Source organism: Egbenema bharatensis FJBBOT/2019, assembly GCF_048077055.1.
Taxonomy (GTDB): domain Bacteria; phylum Cyanobacteriota; class Cyanobacteriia; order Elainellales; family Elainellaceae; genus Egbenema; species Egbenema bharatensis.
Window position 1 is genome coordinate 5,921,269 of the sequence record NZ_CP182236.1, and the last position, 21,335, is coordinate 5,942,603.

Consider the following 21,335-nt stretch of genomic DNA (forward strand, 5'->3'; position numbering starts at 1 on the left):
CTGTATCTGGCAGTGAGACATTTGTAATGCAAATGCAAAATCGGGATGCACCTGTTCAATGCTTTAAGCAGTTCTATAAATTCATAAGAGAGATGATTGATAAGTTACAAACCATTCTTTCAATGGTTAATGAGTGGTTAAAGTACGCTGAAGCGAAAAATGCTGTATTACTTGGATTCTCTGGCGCAGGATTTACAGCAACTATAACTTATTTAAGTGCTGCATCAGATATAGGACAGATCTTAGAGGTTGGCATCCTGATAACCACTTTGCTATTGTGTATTTGCTCACTTATCTGTTCCTTATCTTTTCTGCCTAAGACGAATCTTGAAATTCTTATTTGGAGAAAGCAAAAGCCAGGAAGAAAATCTAAAGGACTTCCTACTGATAAGGATAATTTGTATTTCTATGGACATCTTTATAAGTTCAACAAAGATGAACTTTTGGATGCTCTGAATAGATTGTATTTGGAAGGGTTAACCAAAAATTTGGATAAAAAAGAGTATGGAGATTTAGCAGATCAAATTATTATCAATTCTGAGATTGCATACATGAAATTCAAATTTTTTACCTGGGCTTCTTATTTTCTAATTGCTGCTCTACTTTGTACGCCATTTTCCATGTTAATAGGTTTCTTAGCTTCTTAGTTTTATCAATCCTATGTCTTTTGAACTCTTGTTGGTCGTAATTGTTCTTTTAATAATTTTTGCGGTATGTGAGTTTTCACTGTTCAAGAAGAGCAAAAATATTGAAGCTCTAAAAAATCAGTTTTGCAAAGATATCCCTACAGTTATTTCTAAGGAACTTCAAATTTTTCGAGAGCATATATCTATTAATGAAAAATCAAAGATTTTTGTTTCGCCTAATATTCCTATTGTGAATCCTAACAGATGGGACAAAATTCCGGGAATCATATGCTGCTTTGTTGATATGGCCGGATCGACAGCATTGAGTGCTTCTGTCGAAAATGATGAAAAACTTGCTAAGATATACAGACTTTTCACAGAGACAGCTATTAGGATATTTAATGAATTTGATTCTCCGTATATTGATGTAAAAGGAGATGGAGTATTTGCCCTATTTAATTCAGATCAGGCATATACCGCTTTGGCGGCTACAATTTCGTTTAAGACATTTGTTTATTATTATTTCACACCAAAAACTATGCAGGCTACCAGAAAAGCAGTAGGTGGTCACTTTGGAATCGATCAAGGGGATATCTTAGTAAGAAAATTTGGATTTAAAAGAGCAGCAAATAGACCAGATAGACAAAATGAAGTTTGGGCAGGACAACCTGTCAATATGGCAGCGAAGTTATCTAGCTTATCTTCTGAAAATCAACTTTGGATGTCTTCTAGGTTCTTTGAAGGTTTAGATTTGGAAGGACTTGATTCAGATTTTGATTGGGAAATAGAACGTAAATCATTAAAACATTCAGGAAAAAGTTTTAGTTTCGACACTGCATATGTTCTATGTGACAACTGGTCTGAACTACACGGGAGATCACATTGCCAACGACTTTTAGCACTTAATGAAAAGTTAAAGACGTATTAAATGTTCTTGTTAATTGCTTTCTCGCTTGCTTCCAGAGCTTCTTTAACTAAAACCTTAACAACATAGACAAACGATCGATTGCCGCTATCGGCGATGCCTTGAACCTTGGCGGTCGTTTTCTTGTCGAAGTATTTGAATTCTTTTTACACATAAAATCTTTTAGAAAATAAAATTCTCATTCATCATCACCCTTTATCTGATCCAGGTTATGCCGATCGATCAGCTCTCTAGCCTCTTCATTTTCCTGAATAAAAAATTCGATCGCCTCATTTACCAGTCCGCTCAATGAGGTGTCTTTCAGTCCTGCCAATGCTTTGAGGAGTCTATCCAGATCCTCATCCACAAATACTCTGATCTCTGGCTTGCGTTTCCTAGCCACTGTTTACCCTATGCCCGTACAAGTACATTTTCTCTGATCACGAATAGGTGATGTTACACTTGCCGTAATGTGGCACTTTACGTATTATGGATTTATTGATTCTTATTGAGGTCTTTCACCATGCCTGCCCTCTCCGATGATGAGTTCAACCTGATCCGCAAACTCCTCATGGACTTACGCTCCATCAAAACCTCCGATCTCGACAAAGCCCTCGCCATCCTGCATAAACGCAACAAACCGATCGATTCCTGAATTGACACCATCCCCTGTACGGGCGAAGCATTTGCGGCAAAATGTATTGCCCAAAATAGAAATTGTCTACGCAAATGCTTCGCCCCTACCCACGCAACCCCACAACCGATCGTCCTAAACCCGATCGCCCCTTTCCCCTGGAGATTTACCATGCTGATGTTGAACGATGCCCAAGCCCTGATTGTCGAATCCTTACTGACCAAAATGCTGATTAACGATGCCTATTCTGTAGCTCAACTGGAAGAAGCGATCGGTTGGTTTCAGCAAGGGCGAACCGTTTCCTGCCCCTTTGAGCAAACCTGGAGCAAAAATCTGGCTGATGAAATTGTGCGGCAACTGCGATCGGAGATTTAACGTTGTCTACAGTTCCCCTTTCACGGCTGCCGTAATGATGCCAACCGCCGGATGGTCAACCAGGGTTTCAAAGGTTGTCATTCCACCGACCTTCAGAGCATTAACGATTTGAGCTTTGAGGACTGAATTACACTCAATTTCCTCGATCGCCTTTGCTCCCACGATCGCAACACTGGAATACACTTGCGACAGTTGATTCAGTAATGCCTTCGTCTCTTCAGCCGCTTGAATTAACCTTTGGGAAGGGTCAATCCCAGACGGATGCTGTTGCTCATCTTGCAACCTGGCGCGCAGCCCAATAAGAGTTAAACCCACCACCGCATTTCGAGTTTCGCTGTAGCGCAGAATCACCCCATCGCCAATATCCACACCCAAAGCAGGCTGTGGTTTACCCACCGAGACATACAGCACATCCGCCTCTTCATCGTAGTCCCACGACACCTCAGGGGGATTTTGGAGAATTCTTACTGCGTCCATAATGTGATCCTGCGGGGAGAAGGGCGATTGGTGAAATAGGCAGTCAGAACAAAACCGTCATCCAGCGAAATTTCTCGATAAGCCACCACCATAAATTTACTCGTCAATGGCGTTTGTGGGTAAAAGCGAATTGCCAGTAACTCTCCAGTGTCTCCTGATTGAATTTGATCCGGTTGGGCGATCGTCTCTAACAGTTTCTCCTCTTGGACAACCAGTTCTGGATGACGACTGATGATATGTTGCCACCGTTCATCTGGCAAGCGAATCAACACACCATTTACTGAACGGACAACCTTCATTCAAGCTATCTCTTATCTCGCTTTTTGACCACTCAACCCGTCTTCCCAGAAGCCTTTTCCCTCGCTTCCAGAGCTTCTTTAACCAAAACCTCAACAACATAGGCAAACGATCGATTGTCGCTATCGGCGATGTCTTGCACCCTGGCGATCGTTTCTTCGTCGAAATAACAGCTTTTCTGAGTTTTTCTGGTAGTCATGCCCTAGAACCATTGGTCTAGGGTAATTTTACTTGCCCTCTTGCAATTGAGGGTAAACGAGATTAGCGTAGATGAAGGTAATCTACCTTAGATGAGGTCAACCTATGCCCACCCTCTCCGATGATGAGTTCAACCTGATCCGCAAACTCCTCATGGACTTACGCTCCATCAAAACCTCCGATCTCGACAAAGCCCTCGCCATCCTGCATAAACGCAACAAACCGATCGATTCCTGAATTGACACCATCCCCTGTACGGGCGAAGCATTTGCGGCAAAATGTATTGCCCAAAATAGAAATTGTCTACGCAAATGCTTCGCCCCTACCCACACAACCCCACAACCGATCGTTCTAAACCCGATCGCCCCTTTCCCCTGGAGATTTGCCATGCTGATGTTGAACGATGCCCAAGCCTTGATTGTCGAATCCTTGCTGACCAAAATGGCTCTTCCGGATCGGGGTGAAAACCGTATAATAGAATGCTTTTAGTGGGAGTTTCGCCAATGGACTTTCATCTTGATGCATTGCTGAATTTTCCTCATGTTACGGTTGAAAGTTGCACTCAACAAAGCAATGAAGTGTACTTAAAGCTGCGCTTGCTCAATGAGGAAGCTAACTGTCCCCACTGTCAGACATTGAGTTCAGGGGTTCATCAAAATCGAGCGATTTTAATCCGGGATTTATCAATTTTTGGTCAAGTCACTTACCTGAAAGTTCCTCGTCGTCAGTTTTATTGCCGTGATTGTTAACGTTATTTCACCGAAGCATTGACATTTATGGATGAAGGACATCAGTATACCCGACGATATGAGGAGCATATTTATCAGCAAGTGCAACTGTCCAGTATTGAACAAGTTAGCCGAGTAGAAGGATTAAGTTTTGACCGGATTCAAGGAATCTTTAAGCATCAGTACGCTCAGAAAAAAACTCTGGATGGGAGGGAGTTAAACGGGTCGGAATTGATGAAATCAGCAAGCGTAAAGGGCACCAGAACTTTGCCACAGTTATCGGGGACATTGAAGCCGGGAAGTTAATCGAAGTGATAGACAGTCACCAACAAGAAGACATTATCGAAGTGCTGGAGCAGCAGCCTTTGGAGGTACGAGAGCAGGTTGAGGAAGTGAGTGTTGACATGTGGGGAGGATTCCCGAAAGTAGTTAAGAAAGTGTTTCCCAACGCAGTAGTTGTAATTGACAGCTTCCATGTCATTAAAGTAGTGAATACAGAATCAACGAACCCCGCCGCAAGCGGACGGGGTATGGAATAGGATCTGCTGCCGAACCTAGAGCTTCGGATTGCAGTTTGTCCTCTTCGCCGCAGAGCGGCGGGGAATCTACCCCTACTAGATTGAAGAACGGAAAGGATCTAACTCCAGAAGAAACGAAAAGGTTAGCATCGTTGTTGAAAAGGTCAAAGCGATTAGCAAAAGCCTATCAATGGAAGGAAGAGTTTCGTGCTATTTATGAGCAGTCATTAACTGTTGAGGAAGGGAAACGTCAGATCCAGGAGTGGTTGAATAAAGCCCGAGCCGTTTATAGTGAAGCAATTAAAACGATCCGTAATCACTTGGATGGAATTAGTAATTATTTTCGGAATCGGACGACTAGCGGTGCAATGGAGGGAATCAATAATCGAATTAAGCTGATTAAACGGCAAGCCTATGGCTTCGTAAACTTCAACAATTTCCGAGAAAGGCTATTAGCTTGCTTTTCTGATTAAAAAAAGTTATCACCTTACTAACGGGAGACCCCTCTTCTGAACAATCTGAGGAACTTGAAATCCTTAGGAGTATGGAGCAGTCAAATCTAGAGAAAATAGTAGAACTTAAGCCGGATTTAATTCTCACTACCTATCATTTGTATCGTCAGATTTACAGGCAACTCTCTTCCATTTCATCGACCGTAACGGTTGATCATGATCAACGTCTGACTATCCAAAACAAGAGGTATTTATGACCGCTAATACCCTAGAACTCGACTGCCGCTTCTGTTCGCAAGTTGCCAAAGCCAATGGGCAAGACCCGATCGGTTCTGCTGGGACTTATGAGCATTGGATTATCGCTGGGATTCCTCAACCTTTGGACGATACCATAGTCCACCCCTGATCCCGGAAGTGATCTCAGAACATGATGCGGATGTCATATTGCTCATTACCGATCGCAAAACGGGAACCTCAAATTACTTAAACTCTCCCATCTGGGCTACACTCCAGGCGGTTCAAAACAATCAAGTGTACCAAGTAGATATCAACAGATGGCACGGTAATCGGACCTCTGGCTGCGAACCTCATTCTTGATGACCTCTTCAGGTATTTAATTGAGTAAAGCTCTGGTATAAATTGTTGCTAATATCGGCGCGGCTCAACCCCGCTCCGCCAGCCATTTCTGCAACTCATCCACGCCCTCAAAATCCAGCAACGCCTCACCCAATGCCTCCAACTCTTCGAGAGCCAGACCTTCAATCCGCACCCTAACTACTTGAGGCAACTCCCCAAACCGCTTCGTCAACAGCCGCATCACAAAGTTGACAGCCTCCTGTTGCCGCCCTTCCTCTCGTCCTTCCTCCTTGATTTCTCGATAAACTCGCGTTTCTTGTAGTGTGATATCCAGCACGGCTTCAATCGCGAGTGCGATCGGTTTCTCTTTCTCGATTTGACATTTCCTCGCAATCAAAATTACTGAATTCGATCGCCTGGTTGAAGGGGCGAGCAAGATGCCCACCCCACAAGAGAAAGGCAGAAGTCAAAAGGTATAGGACAGAAGACAAATCAGGTCTTCATTCCTGACTCCCCACTCCCGACTCCTCACTCCTCACTCCTCACTCCCCTACTGTTCCGCCCCCTCGATCGGCGCAAACCCCTGCCGTTGTACGTTCTCGCTGATGTGACGCGGTTCCAGGAATTGCAGCAGGTAGTCCGGGCCGCCCGCCTTAGAGCCGACTCCAGAGAGCTTGAAGCCGCCAAAGGGTTGACGAGCGACGATCGCCCCGGTGATGTGACGGTTGATGTACAGGTTGCCTACCTCAAAGTCCTCCTGGGCCCGCTGAATGTGGGAGGGGGTGCGGGAGTAGAGTCCTCCGGTCAGACCATAGTTGGTGTGGTTGGCAATGTCGATCGCCTCGTCGAATGTACTGGCTCGGAGCACAGCCAGGACGGGGCCGAAGATTTCCTCCTGGGCGATCGTTCCCGTGGGGGAAACATCGGTGAAGATCACCGGGCCAACGAAGAAACCAGGGTCAGGTGCAGGGAGTTCTAGCGCGACCGTTGCTTCCTGTTTGCCTTTTTCAATGTACTCCTGAATCCGCTTTTGAGCCGCTCCATCAATCACTGGCCCGACCTGGGTACTGGGGTCTTCGGCAATACCAATGTTGAGCGATCGCGTCGCCTCAATTAACCGCTTCACGAAGATGTCGTAGATTGGTTCGAGAACGATGACTCGGGAACAGGCAGAACACTTTTGACCGCTATAGCCGAACGCTGAATAGACAACCCCCTGAACCGCCTGATCCAGATCCGCACTCTCATCGACGATCAGGGCATTCTTGCCACCCATTTCGGCAATCACCCGCTTCAGGTGTTTCTGTCCCGGTTGCAGGTCTGCCGCATCCCGGTAAATTTGACAGCCGACTTCCTGGGAACCCGTGAAGGTAATCATATGGACATCAGGGTGCTTCACCAGGTACGCGCCCACCGTGGAACCCTTACTGGGCACGTATTGGAACACGCCCTCAGGAATGCCCGCATCCACCAGGATTTCCGTAATTTTCGCGGCAATCACTGAGGAAGTTTCCGCCGGTTTCAGTAAGGTACAGTTTCCCGTCACCAAAGAAGCCACCGTCATGCCCACCGGAATCGCCAGGGGAAAGTTCCAGGGCGAAATCACCACACTGATGCCTCTGGGCTGGTAATGGTAGCGATCGGTTTCCCCAGCCACATCGTAACTGTGCCCCCGATCGAGCCGTTCCATTTCCTCGGCATAGTAATTGCAGAAATCGATCGCTTCTGACACCTCTGGGTCTGCCTGGTGTAAAGGTTTCCCGGTTTCCAACACCATCCAGGCACAGAGTTCCTCCCGCCGTTGCTCCATCAGGTTGGCCGCCCGCCGCAGAATATCCGCTCGATCGCGGGCAGGAGTTTTCTTCCAGCCTCGGAAAGCGGCCTTCGCCGCCTGAATCGCCTGCTCTGCCTGCTCGATGCTCAGGAGTCCAACCTGTCCCACCACTTCCTCTGGATTGGAGGGATTGACCGAGTTGACGTAATTGAGGGTGTTGACCCGCTCCCCATTCACCAGCGGCAGGTAAGTTTTGCCCAACTGTTCCCGCACCGATCGAATTGCCGCAAAGGCTCGATCGCGTTCCTCAGAAATCGAAAAATCCGTATCCGCCGAATGCTTAAAGCCGTTGTGGGGAATGGTTTCCGAGAAGGCCCAGGGGGATTCCATTTCAGGGGGAGCCAGCAGTTCTTCCACCGGGCGTTCCTCCAGGTTTTGCCGCAGGAAGGAAGTATTCGCTGTATTTTCCAGCAAGCGACGAATCAGGTAGGCCATCCCCGGAATTAACTCACCATAGGGACAATACACCCGCACCCGGAACCCTTCATTCACCAGGGTTTTCGCCAGCTTATCCGCCATGCCGTACAGCACCTGTAGTTCAATCCGTCGCGCCGGAATCTTTAGCTCCCTGGTAATGGCGATCGCATGGGCCTGGGAACGGACATTATGGCTGCCGATCGCGGCATAGAGATACTCATGATTCTCCAGCAGTCGGCGGGTCAGGGACTCAAAGCTGGCATCCGTCGAAGACTTGTGGGCAAATACTGGATTCTGCCAGTCATGCTGGATCGCCTTGATCGTCTCCTGATCCCAGTAGGCTCCCTTCACCAGCCGGACGGTGACAGGCTTGCCCCGTCGCTTGGCCCACTCAATCCAGCGTTCCAGATCCTGCTCCGTATCCCGCAGATAGGCCTGCAAGGTGACTCCAATGTCCGTCCGATCGCGGAACTCTTCCTCCATCAGCAGATCTTGCAGGATGGCAATGGTCAGGTCTTTGTAGGCATACTGTTCCATGTCAAAGTGAACCGCCGCCCCTAATTCTTTAGCCCGTCTGAGCAGCGTCCGAATCCGATCGATCACCCGCGCCTGGCTGCCCTTTGGATCGAGTGGATCAAATTGGGAATAGAAAGCCGTCAGCTTCACCGACACCTGTACCTTCGACAATGGCTCACCATCTGCCTGATCGATGATAGGAACCGTAGACCAGCGTTTGGCGGCTTCGGTGAGTTCCTCCATTAAGTTGAGGTAGCGATCGAGGTAGGATTGGGCCTCTACTTCGGTAATCACCGCTTCCCCCAGCAGATCCACCGTAAACCCCATCTTGTCCTTCCGCAGATGTTCGATCGCCTTCAGGACTTGCTTCACGTTCTCCCCAGCAATGTACTTCCGCGCCAGGGTTTCCACCGCCGTTGAAACAGTGGTTGCGGCCGCCTGTCCGGGCAAAGAATCGGGGCTGGCAAACCCCAGCATTCCCTTCAACGCTCCTGGCAATTCCACTGACTCATCGCTTAAATATTCCTGAAGATGACGGGCAATCTCCGCCTTACTGCGCAAAGACGGCAGGCAGTCAATGAAGCGAAACAACTGCACCCGCAACCCCGGATTGCTCATCGCCCAGGCCAGCATTTTGTCATCCCAGCGCATCTGATCCCGCATTTGGGCAAAAATCGATCGATTTTCCCGCGTTACCTCCAGCAGATGGCGGGCGATCGTTTGGGTTTGCGATTCGTAGGTGCTTTCAGAAACTTGTACAACCACAGGTAATACTCCCCCTCTATTTGTAAAACAAGGTTCAGCCCAGTCAAGAGGGACGCTGAAACCTCGAATCGGCTCGCAATGGATCAGCACATTCAAAGAACCCAAATCAATGATTGCTGGTATCCTGCAACAGCCTATATTTACTATTGTCAACGGTGAATGGAATAACAACAGCCAATTGTTAAGGAATGCAGAGATTTGAGCAGCAGGCAAGATAGCGGCACTACGGAATGCGCCCTATTTCTGAGGGATCTACTGTAAGGGCGTACTGTTATGTGTCCCCTACTGAGTTATTTTTCCCATACCCCGAATCCCTCACTTCCACCACCAACGGCAAAGGAATAGGGCAGGCTGGTTTCGATCGGCTTCAGTCCTTTTGATCCGATCGGCCTTCAGGAGCAACGGAGCTAGGGTGTAACGATCCGCCGCTTTCTAGATATTATTAATTACACAAAAAATTTTTAGATTTAGGCACAAGCAAAATTCATAAAGGGAGTGGGTGGGAAATGAAACGCACTAGACATTTGAAAATTCGTCGTTTAGGTATTTATATCAGTGTTGGTTTACTCACTGGAGTGTTGCTCAGTTGTAGAGGAAATGGTGATCCTGCCTCAGATGCCAATTCCGCTCAAACCGATGGTTCATCCATGACCGGGCAGAATCTTGTCTGCAACACTCCTACGCATGTCGCTGAAGTCATGTGGAGTGATGGGGAACCTCAGTTAACCTTCGCCAGCACTAATGAAACGGTATCTAGCCAGGTCAGCCCAGTCGCTGTCTTAAGTAACAATGATGGCAGCAGAACCTATGGCTATCGAGACGATCGCGCTGTTTTCACGCGGTTTTACCTGGATGGAACCTGTTTTATTCAGGTGTTGGACGGGGAAGACAATGTGACCGTTGAGGCGTTTGGACAGACGAGTGTGCTAGAGTCCGGGGAGGATACCAGTCAGGATGTGGATACCATTACTCCGACTGAAAATGACAGTGAGCCGATCGCGGCTGTGCCCAGTCCGGAAGCTAGCCCGGTTGTTGCACCAGATGCGGGGAATGATGAACTCGTTGCCACTGCTCCAAATCCCAATGGACTCTCGTTAAACTGCTCTGGGGTCATTCAAGATGAAGTAGACTTCACAGCCTACTTTAATAGTGATGCAGGTTTCAGTCGGGTTGAGTTCTTGCCCCGCACTTCTGAGGCAGACGAACCTCTCGTTTCCACGCTTTCCTACACGGGTAAAAACAGTGCTGGACAAAGTCTCTGGCGGGGTTCTGTCAGTGCAATGGCGGATGTCACCCTGGTGCATCTCTCTACCGCAGCGGCTCAACCGGGCGATCGAATTTCTGTAGGCTATGACGGTCGCTGGGGGCAGGCCATTTGCCAATAAATATCTGGTTACTAACTGGGTCAACTATTGCTCCCAGAAGTTCCAGATCTGATCGAAACCCGATCCAGTCTCGATGAGTTTGAGAATGGAAACAGGATCACTTCAGGATTGCAGATTGAATGATCTGCGATCGTTTTACATTTCTGATTGGGCGGGCAAGATGCCCACCCCACAAGAGAGCAACAAAGGGGAGATCGGCGATCGTTTTACATTTCTGATTGGGCGGGCAAGATGCCCACCCCACAAGAGAGCAACAAAGGGGAGATCGGGTAGAGGCGCACCGCTGTGCGCCCTGACTTAAAGCGTCATCGATCGCACGTAGATCCGCATAATTTCTCCGGGTTCTTTGGTGGTGGCCTGTTGAATCTGGGAGAAGGGTAGGGGACGTGACCAGTCTTCGACTCGGCAGAAATCGCACTGGTACAGACGGGCAATGGTCAATTCCACATCATTGGGTTGACCAATCATCAGAATTTTCACGGAGCGACGGGCAGGGGAAATCAGTCGATCGCCCATAGGAGGCTGACCGAATCGTTTGTCGGACATATTAAATAAATCTCCTTACATTCCAGGGTTGGAAGAAACCCCAGAGACTAGCCCTCGTTCAGACAGGGCAAGCGGAAGGCATCGGGTGTTATCATACACCCTAGCCTGGACTAGCCGGTTTAGTCTGGGTCAGGAGGTTGAGCGTTTGGCTTGCAGGCGCGACGCTTGACCTCCGTTAGAGAATTCGTCTCCAGGTCGTCCAGCTATCCCCCAGGTCTGTGCAACCCAAAAGACAGCTATAGCTGAAGAGATTAGCATCAATCGATCGAGCAAATCAAGTCAAAATTGTTACTGTTTGCTGCCATTGGGCAGGGGCTAAGGGGACTGATTCTGTCTTACGAATGCAAATTAAATAACCTGACTCTTGTGGGGTGGGCAGCGTTTCGACTGAGCTTTCGACGGCTCGAGTGAGCCTCGCCGAACTCCTGAGCTCAAGTCGAAGGGCTCAAGCCGAAGTCTTGCCCGCCCAGTCAAATAGGCAGACAATCCTGTTGGACACACTGCAAGAAGGATTGGCGATCGCCTGTAAAAACCATATCTGTCGCTACAACGGAAACGGCGTGAACAAACTGATTCCTTCCCAGGATGCAACGATTTAAATCTCATCCGTACTGAATACTCATCCTGGTAGGGATATGGCACGCCGTGTCTCTACTGTTTTTATCTGACATTACTGTTTTTATCTGACATTTGATCTGACAGAAGTTCATGATCCAGAAGCCCCATTGCCCATTACATTGAAGAACAGAACATTAACCAGGATCACAATATTGTGGTGACAAACCTGATCAATCCAATTCACTTTCGGCATCTGCGGGGTGATTTGTTTGGCGGACTGACAGCGGCGATCGTGGCTTTGCCATTGGCTCTGGCATTTGGAGTTGCTTCTGGAGCAGGGGCGATCGCGGGGCTGTACGGAGCAATCATTATTGGGTTCTTTGCTGCCCTATTTGGTGGTACTCCAACGCAGATTTCTGGCCGACGGGGCCCATGACCGTGGTGATGACCACCGTAATTGCCTCTCTGCTGGCGCGTTATCCCGATACGGGGCTGGCGATGGCCTTTACCGTGGTGATGATTGGGGGACTGTTGCAAATCCTGTTTGGGATGATGCGGTTAGGACAATACATTACCCTGATGCCCTACACCGTCATTTCTGGCTTCATGTCTGGGATTGGGGTAATTATCATTTTGCTCCAACTGCCACCCCTGCTGGGTCACACTGGATCAGGGGCAGTGCTGGAAACATTGCGCCAACTCCCTGCCTATTTCCAGGAACCGAATCTGATTGCAGTGGGGTTGGGATTATTGACCCTGGCGATCGTCTTTTTTACCCCCACCCGGCTGAATCGGTTTTTGCCGTCTCCCCTCCTGGCGTTGGTCTTTGTCACCCTTGTATCCGTCGTTCTGTTTGGCAATGCTGATGTTCCCCGAATTGGTGCAATTCCATCAGGATTGCCTGCCCTGCGGATGCCCACCTTCAGCTTGAATGCACTCCTGGAAATGTTGCGTTCTGGCTTAATGCTGGGGGTTTTAGGGGCGATCGATTCGCTGCTCACCTCACTGGTGGCGGATAGCATTTCCCGCACTCAGCATGATTCCGATAAGGAGCTAATTGGTCAGGGCATCGGCAACCTGTTGTCGGGGTTGTTGGGTGGATTACCAGGAGCCGGAGCCACGATGCGAACCGTTGTGAATGTCCAGGCGGGGGGCAAAACGCCTTTATCGGGAATGATTCACGCAATGGTGTTGCTGGTTGTCCTGTTTGGAGCCGGGCCCTTAACCGCTCAGATTCCTCTGGCCGTGTTAGCGGGTTTGCTGTTGAAAGTTGGGATAGATATTTTGGACTGGGGCTTCATCAAACGGGCCCCCAGACTGTCCTTAAAGGGGACGGGATTAATGTATCTGGTCATGCTCTTGACGGTGTTTGTGGATCTGATTACGGCAGTGCTGGTGGGTACGTTTATTGCCAACTTGCTGACCATCAAGCGGCTCACCGATGTCCAGAGCGATCGGATTCAGGCCATCACCGATCCCACGGAATGTAAAAACTTGAGTTTGGCTGAACAGGAAATTCTGACCCAATCTGGAGGAGATATTCTACTGTTCCAGTTAGGCGGCCCCATGAGCTTTGGAGCCGCCAAGAGTATCTCCCGACGGCTAGCGATCGTAAAAAATTATCAAGCTCTGGTTCTGGATCTGACTGAAGTTCCCACGATCGGTGTGACAGCAGCCCTGGCGATCGAGGCGATGGTGCAGGATTCTATCCGCAGTCAACGCTACGTCTGGATTGTTGTTCAGCCCGGACAGGTGCAACATCGGATTGAAACGTTGGAACTCCACCGATTGGCGGCTGCCCACAAATCTACCCAAAAGCCCGGACAAAAAGCCCCTGTTGGAGCTTCTGCATCTCAAATTTACCAGGTCAGCGATCGATTTGAGGCCCTGCGATCGGCACTCGCCCTGATTCACCCGGAGAGGGTTCCCCATCTGGCAATGATGGACTCTCGGATGAAATAGGACTCATTATCGACCGTTGCTCAGGAGTTCAGCAATCACGCGATGTTCATCAGGGGGTAGCATCGGATCAATCTTGCGGGCATCGGTAATCAACCAGTCCAGAGCCGCCGCCTGTACGTCGATCGCGGCTCCCGCTTTATCAACGCAGTAACGACCGAAGACGAGCTTATCCACCAGCCGTACCCCTGCCCCCAGGCGCGAGTACTCAAAAATTACGCTGTTGTCTACTGTGGCATTACTGCAAATGTGGCAGCTTGGCCCAATCATGGACGGGCCAATAATGGTGGCTCCATCGTCAATCTGCGTCATGGCACCAATGTACACAGGGCCCTTGATGTCTACCTTGTCCCAGTTCACCACCACATTCAGTCCGGTGTAAACCCCAGGGGCAACTTCCTTACCGGGAATCGGTACATTTTTGACCTTGCCCATCAACACATCCCGGATCGCCTGCCAGTAGTCCGGCACTTTACCGATGTCCACCCACTCAAAGTCCATCGAAACCCCGTAGAAAGGCGCACCCATCTCTACCAGTTTCGGGAACAGGTCGCCACCAATGTCAAACTCCACGCCAGAGGGAATGTAGTTAAAGATTTCTGGCTCGAAAATGTAGATCCCCGTATTGATATCAGTACTGAGGGCTTCTTCAACAGCGGGTTTTTCCTGGAAGGTTTGGATGCGTCCGTCCTCGTCCGTCACCACAACCCCATAGCTGGATACCTGATCGCGGGGCACTTTCTTCATAATGATGGTGGCGATCGCCCCTTTCTCCCGATGCCAGCGCACCGCTTCCGTCAGATCCAGGTCAATCAGCGCATCACCACACAGCACGATGAACGTATCATCGAAAAAGGGGTAGAAATCCTGAATTCGCCGCATTCCACCCGCCGAACCGATCGCCTTACCCACCAGATTCCCTTCAACAATGCTGCCCTCAAACGAATAGGCAATCTGAACGCCAAACCGCTGCCCATCCCGAAAGTAGTTTTCGATTTCGTGGGCCAGATGGCTGACGTTGACCATGATTTCGTCAAAACCATGCTGTCGTAGGAGTTCCAGCAAAAACTCCATCACAGGTTTCTGCAAAATTGGGATCATCGGCTTGGGAATGGTGTAAGTAATGGGGCGAACACGAGTTCCCTTACCGGCTGCCAGAATCATGGCTTTCATAAACTTCTATCCCTCTAATACCTGAGTTGCAAACACAATCGAAAGACAATCAAGCAAACGACCTTATCCAGTCTTTCATAAGCTTCATAGATCGCTAAACAAAAGTCACGGTTTTGCGAAAAAATTTGCAGAATCTATACTTAAGTGAAATTACAGAGGAGTTCTAACGAATTCCGGGCAGTTTTCCCGACCCGATTAAACTCATCTCTTTCAAAAGGTTCCCATTCCTGAGGCATGAAACTCCTTCTCATTTTGCAAAATTTTTGTGAGCCACGTAACAGACTCCAGACTGAAATTAATGTAGCTGATTGTAGTGAGCATTAGGATTGGATATGCCTATGGTTATGCCAGTTCACCTAAGCCCATGACTCGACGGTAGCGGGATTCAGTCCGATTCAAGGGAATAGGCGATCGCTCACTGTTCCATAGATTATGCTGTCGTATTTCTTCTTTGAGCCAGGGCAGATCGATCGTCGTCACCTGACCCTCTGTGACAATCGGGCGACCCTCGACCCAGAGATAGCGAACGGGCTGGATGGGACGACCCCAAATTAATAGTCCGATCGGATCACTCTGAGGAGATACTCCATGTTGCGTCGGGTCATACAGTACCAGATCAGCGATTTTACCGACCTCCAACGTGCCGATTTGTCCAGCCAAATTTAACCCGATCGCTCCTCCTAAACTAGCCATTTGCACTGCCTCCCTGGGGGTAATCCAGTGGCGATAGTCGAAATCGGTTGTATTGTGCAGCATTGTGCCAATTTTGATTACCTCCAGCAAGTCCTGCGAATCATTACTGGCAGAACCGTCGCAGCCAAAGGTGATATTGATGCCAGCCCGTCGATATTTCAATAGGGGGGCAATCCCGCTGCCTAACCGGAGATTGCTCAGCGGATTATGAACCACCGTTGCTCGCGTTTTTGCCAGAAGCGTAATATCTGCATCATCCAGCCAGACGCAGTGGGCCAGAGACGTTTGTGCGTTCAGAAATCCCAACCGATCCAGATGTTCTACGGCAGAGCAGCTATACTTTTCCCTGGCTAAATCGTACTGGGCTTTAGTTTCCAGCAGATGAGCATGGCGACAGAGCTGATATCGATCGCTTAATGCCATACTGCCTTCAAATAGAGCATCCGAGCAAAGCTGAATTCCCGTGGGAGCTACCATGATGTAAATTCCTGCCTCTGGACAATGGAACTGGTTCACTGCGCGTTCCACCAGGGCCAGCGTTTCTGCCGTACTGCGGCCGTAGGGAGGATGGGCGATCGACTCTCCCCGCATCGGTAGTCCTGCCTCCAGGGATAAATCTTGAATCAGGGGAGCCACAAAGGCCCGAATCCCAATTTCTCGATAGGCCCGAACCGCCGCCGCGATCGTCTCTTCCTCCTTGCCGGGAATCAGTACCAGATGATCCACGATCGTTGTTCCCCCAGAGAGCAGGGTTTCCACCGCCGTTCCCAATGCACTGAGGTAAATTTGTTCGGGTTCCAGGGGGGCAAGCTCATAGAGTTCCGTCAACCATAACTCCAGGGGCAAGGGTGAAATCATGCCGCGTTGCCATAGTTCAGAAGAATGGGTGTGGGCATTAACAAAGCCAGGAAGTAATAGCTGCCCAGAGGCATTGATCACCTGTCCCACGGGGGGTAGCTCAGATGCGATCGCCCTGATCCATCCATCAGTAATTTGCACATCTACGGTCTGGTAGCCCTGCTCCGTGGGAACCAGCGCATTCTGAATCGTAAACGCTGCCTGACCCTGTGTCATATCCAACCATTAAAAACTCCTTTCAAGATAAAGGATTGTAGCCAGAATGTAGTATTCCTCTTGTATGCAATGCTGCGTAATTTGCCAAGAAACCACAAACATATTGCCGAATTGGGAGATCAGGAATGGTATTTGAACGAATCAACCTGCCAAATGATGTCTTGCCACCCGTATCGCCGTATTGCCATGCCGTGCGAGCAGGGGATTTTTTGTTTGTCACCGGGCAGCTTGCTCAAGATCCTGAAACTGGGAAGGTTGTACGCGGCCCAATCGAGGATCAAACCCGACAGGTGCTAGATAACCTCAAGCGAGTATTGGATCAGGCAGGTTCTGGATTCGATCGCGTGGTGATGGCGCGGGTCTTCGTTACCGATATGCGCTTTCTCCCAGTGGTGAATGAAATCTACGCCTCCTATTTTCCCAGCGGACAGTTTCCAGGGCGAACGGCGATCGGGGTCACGGGATTGGCCGGATTGGGAGAGATTGAAATTGATTTAATTGCATACTGCGGAACATAGGAAGTAAGAACAAAACCGTAGCGCAGGCATCTTGCCTGCCAGAGAACTGGGAGATCCCGCACTGATTGCCTGACAAAACTCCTGAAACCTTGACTCTCCTGTAGGTTGGGTTAGCGATAGCGTAACCCAACAGAACATAGACTGGTGTTGGGTTTCACGCTGTACTGCTCCGCAGAAGCAAGCTACAACCCAACCTACGGGAAAAGTTTTGTCAGTCAACCAGGATCCCGAATCCCTGCCTTCTACTCTGTGCCCTGCAATACGGAACTTAGGATCGTGGATTAAATAACCTGTGCAATGATTCTACTTCGTTGACTGGGCAGGCAAGATGCCCACCCCACAAGAATTCCAGATTATTAAATTCGCATTCTTTAACTAACCTTTTGCATTAGACAGCAGTACATTAGCAGCAGTGTTTCAACCAATGGAACAAATACCAATGAATCGATCGCTTCGATCGCTGGGAGTTTCTCCAAATGCCTGGTGGGTGGATGCTGAGATGGCAGATCTGACTCGGCCCGCCGTTCCCCCTCGACCGATTATGCTTCCTACCGATACCAAAACGTTACGTCTGGATCTAACTAAAGCGGCTATGGTGGTGGTGGATATGCAAAACGATTTTTGTCATCCAGATGGCTGGTTAGCCCACATTGGCGTAGATGTCACCCCTGCCCGTGAACCGATTCTGCCCCTCAAACATCTGTTGCCCGAACTGCGTCAGGTCAATGTGCCGATCGTCTGGTTGAATTGGGGCAATCGTCCTGATCTGCTGAACATTAGCCCTGCCCTGCGCCATGTTTACAACCCAACTGGAGAGGGAATTGGTCTGGGCGATCCCTTACCCAAAAACAAGGCTCCAGTGCTAATCAAAGACAGTTGGGCAGCAGCAGTTGTAGATGAACTGGCGATCGAGCCAACGGACATTCAGGTAGACAAATATCGCATGAGTGGCTTTTGGGACACCCCCCTCGACAGCATCCTCCGCAACCTCGGCAAAACCACCCTGTTCTTCGCCGGAGTCAACGCCGATCAATGCGTCATGGCCACCCTCCAGGATGCCAACTTCCTCGGCTACGACTGCATCCTCCTCCGCGACTGCACCGCTACCACCTCTCCCGACTACTGTTTCCAGTCCACGATTTATAACGTGAATCAGTGTTTTGGGTTTGTGACTGATTCGCTGGCGATTGTGAAGGGAGTGAGGAGTGAGGAGTGAGGAGTGAGGAGTAGGGAGTGGGAAGTGGGGAGTGGGCAGCGTTTCGACTGGGCTCAAGCCGAAGTCTTGCCCGCCTAGTCAAAGCAGCAGCACGGTGAACAGGTTATTTAATCCCCAATCCCAGAACTTCTCCCCCACCAATCCAAAATTATTTCTCTACCATCTCTGCTTCCCTTCCCCCTCCTTCCTACTCTTTCCCTTCCCTCTCCTTCCTACTCTTTCCCTTCCCCCTCCTTCCTACTCTTTCCCTTCCCTCTCCTTCCTACTCTTTCCCTTCCCCCTCCTTCCTACTCTTTCCCTTCCCTCTCCTCACTCCTCACCCCTCACTCCTCACTTCTTCTTTCCACTCCCCACTCCCCACCCCTATGGAAACTACCTGCGTCATCCCCGTCATCAAAACCCCGATCGACTATCAGGCTTACCGGATCAGTCCCCAGGATACGAACCGATTGGCGATCGTCTTTGATCCCGTCATTGCAAACATGTCGCTGACCTATTGTGTAGAAATTTTTGATGCAGGCGGGAAAACGCCACCAAATCGCCATAATCTGGCAGTGGAAATGTTTTTCGTCCTCAAAGGGGAAGGATTGGCCACCTGCGATGGGAAAACGGTGCCGATCCAGGCAGGGGATAGTATTCTCGTCCCGCCTACTGGAACCCATGTGATTGAAAACACTGGGGCAGGTCGCCTCTATGCGCTGTGCATTATGGTTCCCAACGAAGATTTTGCTGAACTGATCCGCAGTGGCACCCCTGTAGAGCTAGATGCAGAAGATATGGCAGTCCTCCGGCGATCGGATGCGATCGATCTCAGATTCTAGATTCCCCCCCTCCCCCCTCCCCCTCCCGACTCCTGCCTTCTGACTCCTGCCTTCTGACTCCCCCCTCCCCCCTCCATGCTCCCTCCCCACCCCAAACAAACCCTCTCCATGACCACCCGGGACGGTGTACGCCTGGATGCCGATGTGTACTACCCCGATCGAGCGGGTGAGTTTCCGGTGCTGTTGATGCGCCAACCCTACGGCCGATCGATCGCCTCAACGGTGGTGTATGCCCATCCCACCTGGTATGCAGCTCAGGGCTATATTGTGGTGATTCAAGATGTGCGGGGTCGCGGCACTTCCAGGGGGAAGTTTGATCTGTTTGCCCATGAAATTGAGGATGGGGTCGATACCGTCAACTGGGTCGCGGATTTGCCGCAGAGTAATGGCAGGGTGGGAATGTATGGGTTTTCTTACCAGGGCATGACTCAGCTTTATGCGGCGATCGGTCATGCGTCCGCTTTAAAAACAATTTGCCCCAGCATGGTGGCCTATGACCTGTACCACGACTGGGCCTACGAGGGGGGAGCCTTTTGCTATCAGCTTAATTTAGGTTGGGCGATCCAACTGGCGGCTGAAACCCTGCGTCGTGGTGGCTCTGAATCTGCCTTTGAAACCCTCTATGCTGCTTCACGAAATCTGCCCCTGCAAAATCCGGTTTTGGCCCGATCGTCCCTTCTCCGCGAATATGCTCCTGACTCCCATTACCACAACTGGCTCGATCATCCTGAACCAGATGATTACTGGCGTAAGCTTTCACCCAGCACCTACCTTCAAACCGTAGACCTGCCCATGCTGCACATCGGCGGCTGGTATGATCCCTACCTGCGCGGCACGCTCAAGCTATACGAAGCCATGACCGATCGCAGTCAATTCCCACAACATCTGATTATCGGGCCGTGGGCCCATCTCCCCTGGGGACGCAAGCTGGGAGCAGTGGATTATGGCATGGAGGCAAATAGCCCGATCGATCGCCTGCAACTTCGCTGGTTTGATCACTTCCTTAAAGAAATGGACACTGGATTGCTGGACGAACCGCCCGTCTGTTTGTTTGAAATGGGCAGCAATCACTGGCGCAAATTCTCTCAGTTCCCCCAGGGCAACCCCAAATCCTATTACCTGCTCACCACTGGACTCTCCAGTATCTCCGACACCGAAGGCAAACTCACCCCTGCTCCCCGACTCCCGACTCCCGACTCCCGACTCCTGACTCCCGACTCCCGACTCCCGACTCCACACTCCACACTCCCCGACTCCTTCGTCCACGATCCCTGGCGACCCGTTCCCGCCCTCGGTGGTCACGCCACCCTTCCTGCCGGATCCTTCGATCGGACTCACCTGGACTGCCGCACCGATGTGGTCACCTACACCTCCGAGCCGCTGGCGCAAGATCTGCATCTGGCAGGCGCGATCGATGTAGAACTACACTGCACTGCCGATACCCCCAGCTTTGATCTCTGTGCAATCCTGTCCGAGGTGAAACCAGATGGCCGGGTTTACAACATCACGCAGGGATATCAGTGGATTGGACATCGACGACAATCGAGTCAACAGTTGGCGGAACTCATTGAAGGGCAGCTAGACGAACCAGATGCCTCTTCTGCAAAAATTCCTCTGGCTGTTCCCCCTAACCCTCAACTGCCGATTCCTCCTACCGCCCCACTCCCCACTCCCCATTCCCCCACCCCGATCGCCCTTTCCCTCCAACCCACCTGTGTCTGCATTCCCCAGGGGAGTGCCCTTCGCCTCAGCATCAGCGCAGCCTGCTTCCCTGCCTATGCCATCAATTCAGGAACCAGCGATTTGCCAGGCGGCTGTCGTTTAGTTGATGCCAGGGTGATTACAGTAACGATTGAAAGTGAAGGCGATCGACTTTCGCGGATCCTACTGCCCATAGTGGAATAGGGGGGATCTCAAGGAATGCCAATTCAATCACCTGAAACTCTTGTGGGGTGGACATCCTTGAACTTCTTGTGGGGTGGGTATCCTGCCCGCCCAGTCAAAGCAGCAGAACGGTGACAGGCTATTGCATCCCCGATCCAAGAAGTATCAATCCCTATGCCCTGCCCCTACAC

At 50.2% G+C, this 21,335-nt stretch carries 24 protein-coding genes and 1 pseudogene; 16 read left to right on the top strand and 9 right to left on the bottom strand.

Annotation, left to right across the window (positions count from 1 at the left end):
• The first annotated feature begins 26 nt into the window (after nucleotides 1-26).
• Both ACM1PF_RS27685 and ACM1PF_RS27690 read left to right on the top strand, forming a co-directional pair.
• Nucleotides 27-647 carry a Pycsar system effector family protein gene (locus ACM1PF_RS27685; protein ID WP_416669306.1) on the top strand — a complete coding sequence of 207 codons (621 nt, stop codon included), beginning with the start codon at nucleotides 27-29 and terminating at the stop codon, nucleotides 645-647.
• Nucleotides 648-660: 13 nt separating this feature from the next.
• Nucleotides 661-1,554, top strand: a complete 894-nt coding sequence (locus tag ACM1PF_RS27690) for an adenylate/guanylate cyclase domain-containing protein (protein ID WP_416669308.1) — start codon at nucleotides 661-663, stop codon at nucleotides 1,552-1,554.
• A gap of 175 nt (nucleotides 1,555-1,729) precedes the next feature.
• On the opposite strand, the gene ACM1PF_RS27695 is transcribed toward ACM1PF_RS27690, so the two are convergent.
• Nucleotides 1,730-1,933 carry a hypothetical protein gene (locus ACM1PF_RS27695; RefSeq protein WP_416669310.1) on the bottom strand — a complete coding sequence of 68 codons (204 nt, stop codon included), beginning with the start codon at nucleotides 1,931-1,933 and terminating at the stop codon, nucleotides 1,730-1,732.
• A 120-nt stretch (nucleotides 1,934-2,053) separates the two neighbouring features.
• On the opposite strand from ACM1PF_RS27695, the gene ACM1PF_RS27700 reads away from it, so the two are divergent.
• On the top strand, nucleotides 2,054-2,185 hold the full coding sequence (locus tag ACM1PF_RS27700; RefSeq protein WP_416669312.1) for a hypothetical protein: 132 nt from the start codon (nucleotides 2,054-2,056) through the stop codon (nucleotides 2,183-2,185).
• 150 nt (nucleotides 2,186-2,335) lie between these two features.
• On the top strand, nucleotides 2,336-2,539 hold the full coding sequence (locus ACM1PF_RS27705; RefSeq protein WP_416669314.1) for a hypothetical protein: 204 nt from the start codon (nucleotides 2,336-2,338) through the stop codon (nucleotides 2,537-2,539).
• A 6-nt stretch (nucleotides 2,540-2,545) separates the two neighbouring features.
• Here the strand turns inward: ACM1PF_RS27705 and ACM1PF_RS27710 are convergent, their stop codons facing one another.
• From ACM1PF_RS27710 to ACM1PF_RS27720, 3 genes are read right to left on the bottom strand one after another with little or no spacing between them, the layout of a single operon-like run.
• The gene (locus ACM1PF_RS27710) at nucleotides 2,546-3,016 is read right to left on the bottom strand and encodes a DUF2283 domain-containing protein (protein ID WP_416669316.1); all 471 of its coding nucleotides are present in this window, start codon (nucleotides 3,014-3,016) and stop codon (nucleotides 2,546-2,548) included.
• Nucleotides 3,004-3,315, bottom strand: a complete 312-nt coding sequence (locus ACM1PF_RS27715) for a hypothetical protein (protein WP_416669318.1) — start codon at nucleotides 3,313-3,315, stop codon at nucleotides 3,004-3,006. The genes ACM1PF_RS27710 and ACM1PF_RS27715 overlap by 13 nt, the downstream gene beginning before the upstream one ends.
• Before the next feature lie 32 nt (nucleotides 3,316-3,347).
• Nucleotides 3,348-3,512 (bottom strand): hypothetical protein, encoded by a 165-nt coding sequence (locus tag ACM1PF_RS27720; protein WP_416669320.1) that lies wholly within the window; start codon nucleotides 3,510-3,512, stop codon nucleotides 3,348-3,350.
• Between the two features lie 104 nt (nucleotides 3,513-3,616).
• Between ACM1PF_RS27720 and ACM1PF_RS27725 the strand changes: the two genes are divergently transcribed.
• The 6 genes from ACM1PF_RS27725 (at nucleotide 3,617) to ACM1PF_RS27750 (ending at nucleotide 5,615) form a co-directional block, all read left to right on the top strand.
• Nucleotides 3,617-3,748 carry a hypothetical protein gene (locus ACM1PF_RS27725; protein ID WP_416669322.1) on the top strand — a complete coding sequence of 44 codons (132 nt, stop codon included), beginning with the start codon at nucleotides 3,617-3,619 and terminating at the stop codon, nucleotides 3,746-3,748.
• Nucleotides 3,749-4,014: 266 nt separating this feature from the next.
• Nucleotides 4,015-4,260, top strand: coding sequence for a transposase family protein (locus ACM1PF_RS27730; RefSeq protein ID WP_416669324.1), 246 nt, complete (start codon nucleotides 4,015-4,017; stop codon nucleotides 4,258-4,260).
• A 27-nt stretch (nucleotides 4,261-4,287) separates the two neighbouring features.
• Nucleotides 4,288-4,545 carry a transposase family protein gene (locus ACM1PF_RS27735; RefSeq protein WP_416669326.1) on the top strand — a complete coding sequence of 86 codons (258 nt, stop codon included), beginning with the start codon at nucleotides 4,288-4,290 and terminating at the stop codon, nucleotides 4,543-4,545.
• Nucleotides 4,518-4,778 (top strand): transposase, encoded by a 261-nt coding sequence (locus ACM1PF_RS27740; RefSeq protein ID WP_416676821.1) that lies wholly within the window; start codon nucleotides 4,518-4,520, stop codon nucleotides 4,776-4,778. The genes ACM1PF_RS27735 and ACM1PF_RS27740 overlap by 28 nt, the downstream gene beginning before the upstream one ends.
• A 35-nt stretch (nucleotides 4,779-4,813) precedes the next feature.
• A complete protein-coding gene (locus ACM1PF_RS27745) occupies nucleotides 4,814-5,230 on the top strand; it encodes an ISL3 family transposase (protein ID WP_416669327.1) in 417 nt (138 codons plus the stop codon).
• Nucleotides 5,231-5,462: 232 nt separating this feature from the next.
• Nucleotides 5,463-5,615, top strand: coding sequence for a hypothetical protein (locus tag ACM1PF_RS27750; protein ID WP_416669329.1), 153 nt, complete (start codon nucleotides 5,463-5,465; stop codon nucleotides 5,613-5,615).
• A 255-nt stretch (nucleotides 5,616-5,870) separates the two neighbouring features.
• On the opposite strand, the gene ACM1PF_RS27755 is transcribed toward ACM1PF_RS27750, so the two are convergent.
• Entirely contained in the window at nucleotides 5,871-6,122 is a 252-nt protein-coding gene (locus tag ACM1PF_RS27755) for a DUF4351 domain-containing protein (RefSeq protein WP_416669331.1), read from the bottom strand.
• Between the two features lie 213 nt (nucleotides 6,123-6,335).
• On the bottom strand, nucleotides 6,336-9,317 hold the full coding sequence (pruA, locus tag ACM1PF_RS27760) for an L-glutamate gamma-semialdehyde dehydrogenase (protein ID WP_416669333.1): 2,982 nt from the start codon (nucleotides 9,315-9,317) through the stop codon (nucleotides 6,336-6,338).
• A 506-nt stretch (nucleotides 9,318-9,823) separates the two neighbouring features.
• Here pruA and ACM1PF_RS27765 point away from each other — a divergent pair.
• Nucleotides 9,824-10,702 carry a hypothetical protein gene (locus ACM1PF_RS27765; RefSeq protein ID WP_416669335.1) on the top strand — a complete coding sequence of 293 codons (879 nt, stop codon included), beginning with the start codon at nucleotides 9,824-9,826 and terminating at the stop codon, nucleotides 10,700-10,702.
• A 297-nt stretch (nucleotides 10,703-10,999) separates the two neighbouring features.
• On the opposite strand, the gene ACM1PF_RS27770 is transcribed toward ACM1PF_RS27765, so the two are convergent.
• The gene (locus tag ACM1PF_RS27770) at nucleotides 11,000-11,248 is read right to left on the bottom strand and encodes a hypothetical protein (protein ID WP_416669337.1); all 249 of its coding nucleotides are present in this window, start codon (nucleotides 11,246-11,248) and stop codon (nucleotides 11,000-11,002) included.
• 772 nt (nucleotides 11,249-12,020) lie between these two features.
• Between ACM1PF_RS27770 and ACM1PF_RS27775 the strand changes: the two are divergent.
• Nucleotides 12,021-13,768 (top strand): annotated as a pseudogene (locus ACM1PF_RS27775) (SulP family inorganic anion transporter).
• A gap of 6 nt (nucleotides 13,769-13,774) precedes the next feature.
• Here the strand turns inward: ACM1PF_RS27775 and ACM1PF_RS27780 are convergent.
• Both ACM1PF_RS27780 and ACM1PF_RS27785 read right to left on the bottom strand, forming a co-directional pair.
• Entirely contained in the window at nucleotides 13,775-14,938 is a 1,164-nt protein-coding gene (locus tag ACM1PF_RS27780; protein ID WP_416669338.1) for a sugar phosphate nucleotidyltransferase, read from the bottom strand.
• 342 nt (nucleotides 14,939-15,280) lie between these two features.
• Nucleotides 15,281-16,705 (bottom strand): amidohydrolase, encoded by a 1,425-nt coding sequence (locus ACM1PF_RS27785; RefSeq protein ID WP_416669340.1) that lies wholly within the window; start codon nucleotides 16,703-16,705, stop codon nucleotides 15,281-15,283.
• Nucleotides 16,706-16,830: 125 nt separating this feature from the next.
• Here ACM1PF_RS27785 and ACM1PF_RS27790 point away from each other — a divergent pair, with 125 nt between their 5' ends.
• The 4 genes from ACM1PF_RS27790 (at nucleotide 16,831) to ACM1PF_RS27805 (ending at nucleotide 21,165) form a co-directional block, all read left to right on the top strand.
• Nucleotides 16,831-17,223: a RidA family protein gene (locus tag ACM1PF_RS27790; protein ID WP_416669341.1), complete on the top strand. Its 393-nt coding sequence runs from the start codon at nucleotides 16,831-16,833 to the stop codon at nucleotides 17,221-17,223.
• Between the two features lie 439 nt (nucleotides 17,224-17,662).
• A complete protein-coding gene (locus ACM1PF_RS27795) occupies nucleotides 17,663-18,439 on the top strand; it encodes a cysteine hydrolase family protein (RefSeq protein WP_416669343.1) in 777 nt (258 codons plus the stop codon).
• A 365-nt stretch (nucleotides 18,440-18,804) separates the two neighbouring features.
• Complete coding sequence (locus ACM1PF_RS27800; protein WP_416669345.1) at nucleotides 18,805-19,260, top strand: cupin domain-containing protein; 456 nt, start codon at nucleotides 18,805-18,807, stop codon at nucleotides 19,258-19,260.
• Nucleotides 19,261-19,335: 75 nt separating this feature from the next.
• Nucleotides 19,336-21,165 (top strand): CocE/NonD family hydrolase, encoded by a 1,830-nt coding sequence (locus tag ACM1PF_RS27805; protein ID WP_416669347.1) that lies wholly within the window; start codon nucleotides 19,336-19,338, stop codon nucleotides 21,163-21,165.
• Nucleotides 21,166-21,335: the final 170 nt, after the last annotated feature.

What these genes read in the sequence shown, in the direction of transcription:
- ACM1PF_RS27685 (WP_416669306.1), top strand. Translation starts at nt 27, where the DNA reads ATGCAAATGCAAAATCGGGATGCACCTGTTCAATGCTTTAAGCAGTTC.
- ACM1PF_RS27690 (WP_416669308.1), top strand. Translation starts at nt 661, where the DNA reads ATGTCTTTTGAACTCTTGTTGGTCGTAATTGTTCTTTTAATAATTTTT.
- ACM1PF_RS27700 (WP_416669312.1), top strand. Translation starts at nt 2,054, where the DNA reads ATGCCTGCCCTCTCCGATGATGAGTTCAACCTGATCCGCAAACTCCTC.
- ACM1PF_RS27705 (WP_416669314.1), top strand. Translation starts at nt 2,336, where the DNA reads ATGCTGATGTTGAACGATGCCCAAGCCCTGATTGTCGAATCCTTACTG.
- ACM1PF_RS27710 (WP_416669316.1), bottom strand. Translation starts at nt 3,016, where the DNA reads ATGGACGCAGTAAGAATTCTCCAAAATCCCCCTGAGGTGTCGTGGGAC.
- ACM1PF_RS27715 (WP_416669318.1), bottom strand. Translation starts at nt 3,315, where the DNA reads ATGAAGGTTGTCCGTTCAGTAAATGGTGTGTTGATTCGCTTGCCAGAT.
- ACM1PF_RS27720 (WP_416669320.1), bottom strand. Translation starts at nt 3,512, where the DNA reads ATGACTACCAGAAAAACTCAGAAAAGCTGTTATTTCGACGAAGAAACG.
- ACM1PF_RS27725 (WP_416669322.1), top strand. Translation starts at nt 3,617, where the DNA reads ATGCCCACCCTCTCCGATGATGAGTTCAACCTGATCCGCAAACTCCTC.
- ACM1PF_RS27730 (WP_416669324.1), top strand. Translation starts at nt 4,015, where the DNA reads ATGGACTTTCATCTTGATGCATTGCTGAATTTTCCTCATGTTACGGTT.
- ACM1PF_RS27735 (WP_416669326.1), top strand. Translation starts at nt 4,288, where the DNA reads ATGGATGAAGGACATCAGTATACCCGACGATATGAGGAGCATATTTAT.
- ACM1PF_RS27750 (WP_416669329.1), top strand. Translation starts at nt 5,463, where the DNA reads ATGACCGCTAATACCCTAGAACTCGACTGCCGCTTCTGTTCGCAAGTT.
- ACM1PF_RS27765 (WP_416669335.1), top strand. Translation starts at nt 9,824, where the DNA reads ATGAAACGCACTAGACATTTGAAAATTCGTCGTTTAGGTATTTATATC.
- ACM1PF_RS27770 (WP_416669337.1), bottom strand. Translation starts at nt 11,248, where the DNA reads ATGTCCGACAAACGATTCGGTCAGCCTCCTATGGGCGATCGACTGATT.
- ACM1PF_RS27780 (WP_416669338.1), bottom strand. Translation starts at nt 14,938, where the DNA reads ATGAAAGCCATGATTCTGGCAGCCGGTAAGGGAACTCGTGTTCGCCCC.
- ACM1PF_RS27785 (WP_416669340.1), bottom strand. Translation starts at nt 16,705, where the DNA reads ATGACACAGGGTCAGGCAGCGTTTACGATTCAGAATGCGCTGGTTCCC.
- ACM1PF_RS27790 (WP_416669341.1), top strand. Translation starts at nt 16,831, where the DNA reads ATGGTATTTGAACGAATCAACCTGCCAAATGATGTCTTGCCACCCGTA.
- ACM1PF_RS27795 (WP_416669343.1), top strand. Translation starts at nt 17,663, where the DNA reads ATGAATCGATCGCTTCGATCGCTGGGAGTTTCTCCAAATGCCTGGTGG.
- ACM1PF_RS27800 (WP_416669345.1), top strand. Translation starts at nt 18,805, where the DNA reads ATGGAAACTACCTGCGTCATCCCCGTCATCAAAACCCCGATCGACTAT.
- ACM1PF_RS27805 (WP_416669347.1), top strand. Translation starts at nt 19,336, where the DNA reads ATGCTCCCTCCCCACCCCAAACAAACCCTCTCCATGACCACCCGGGAC.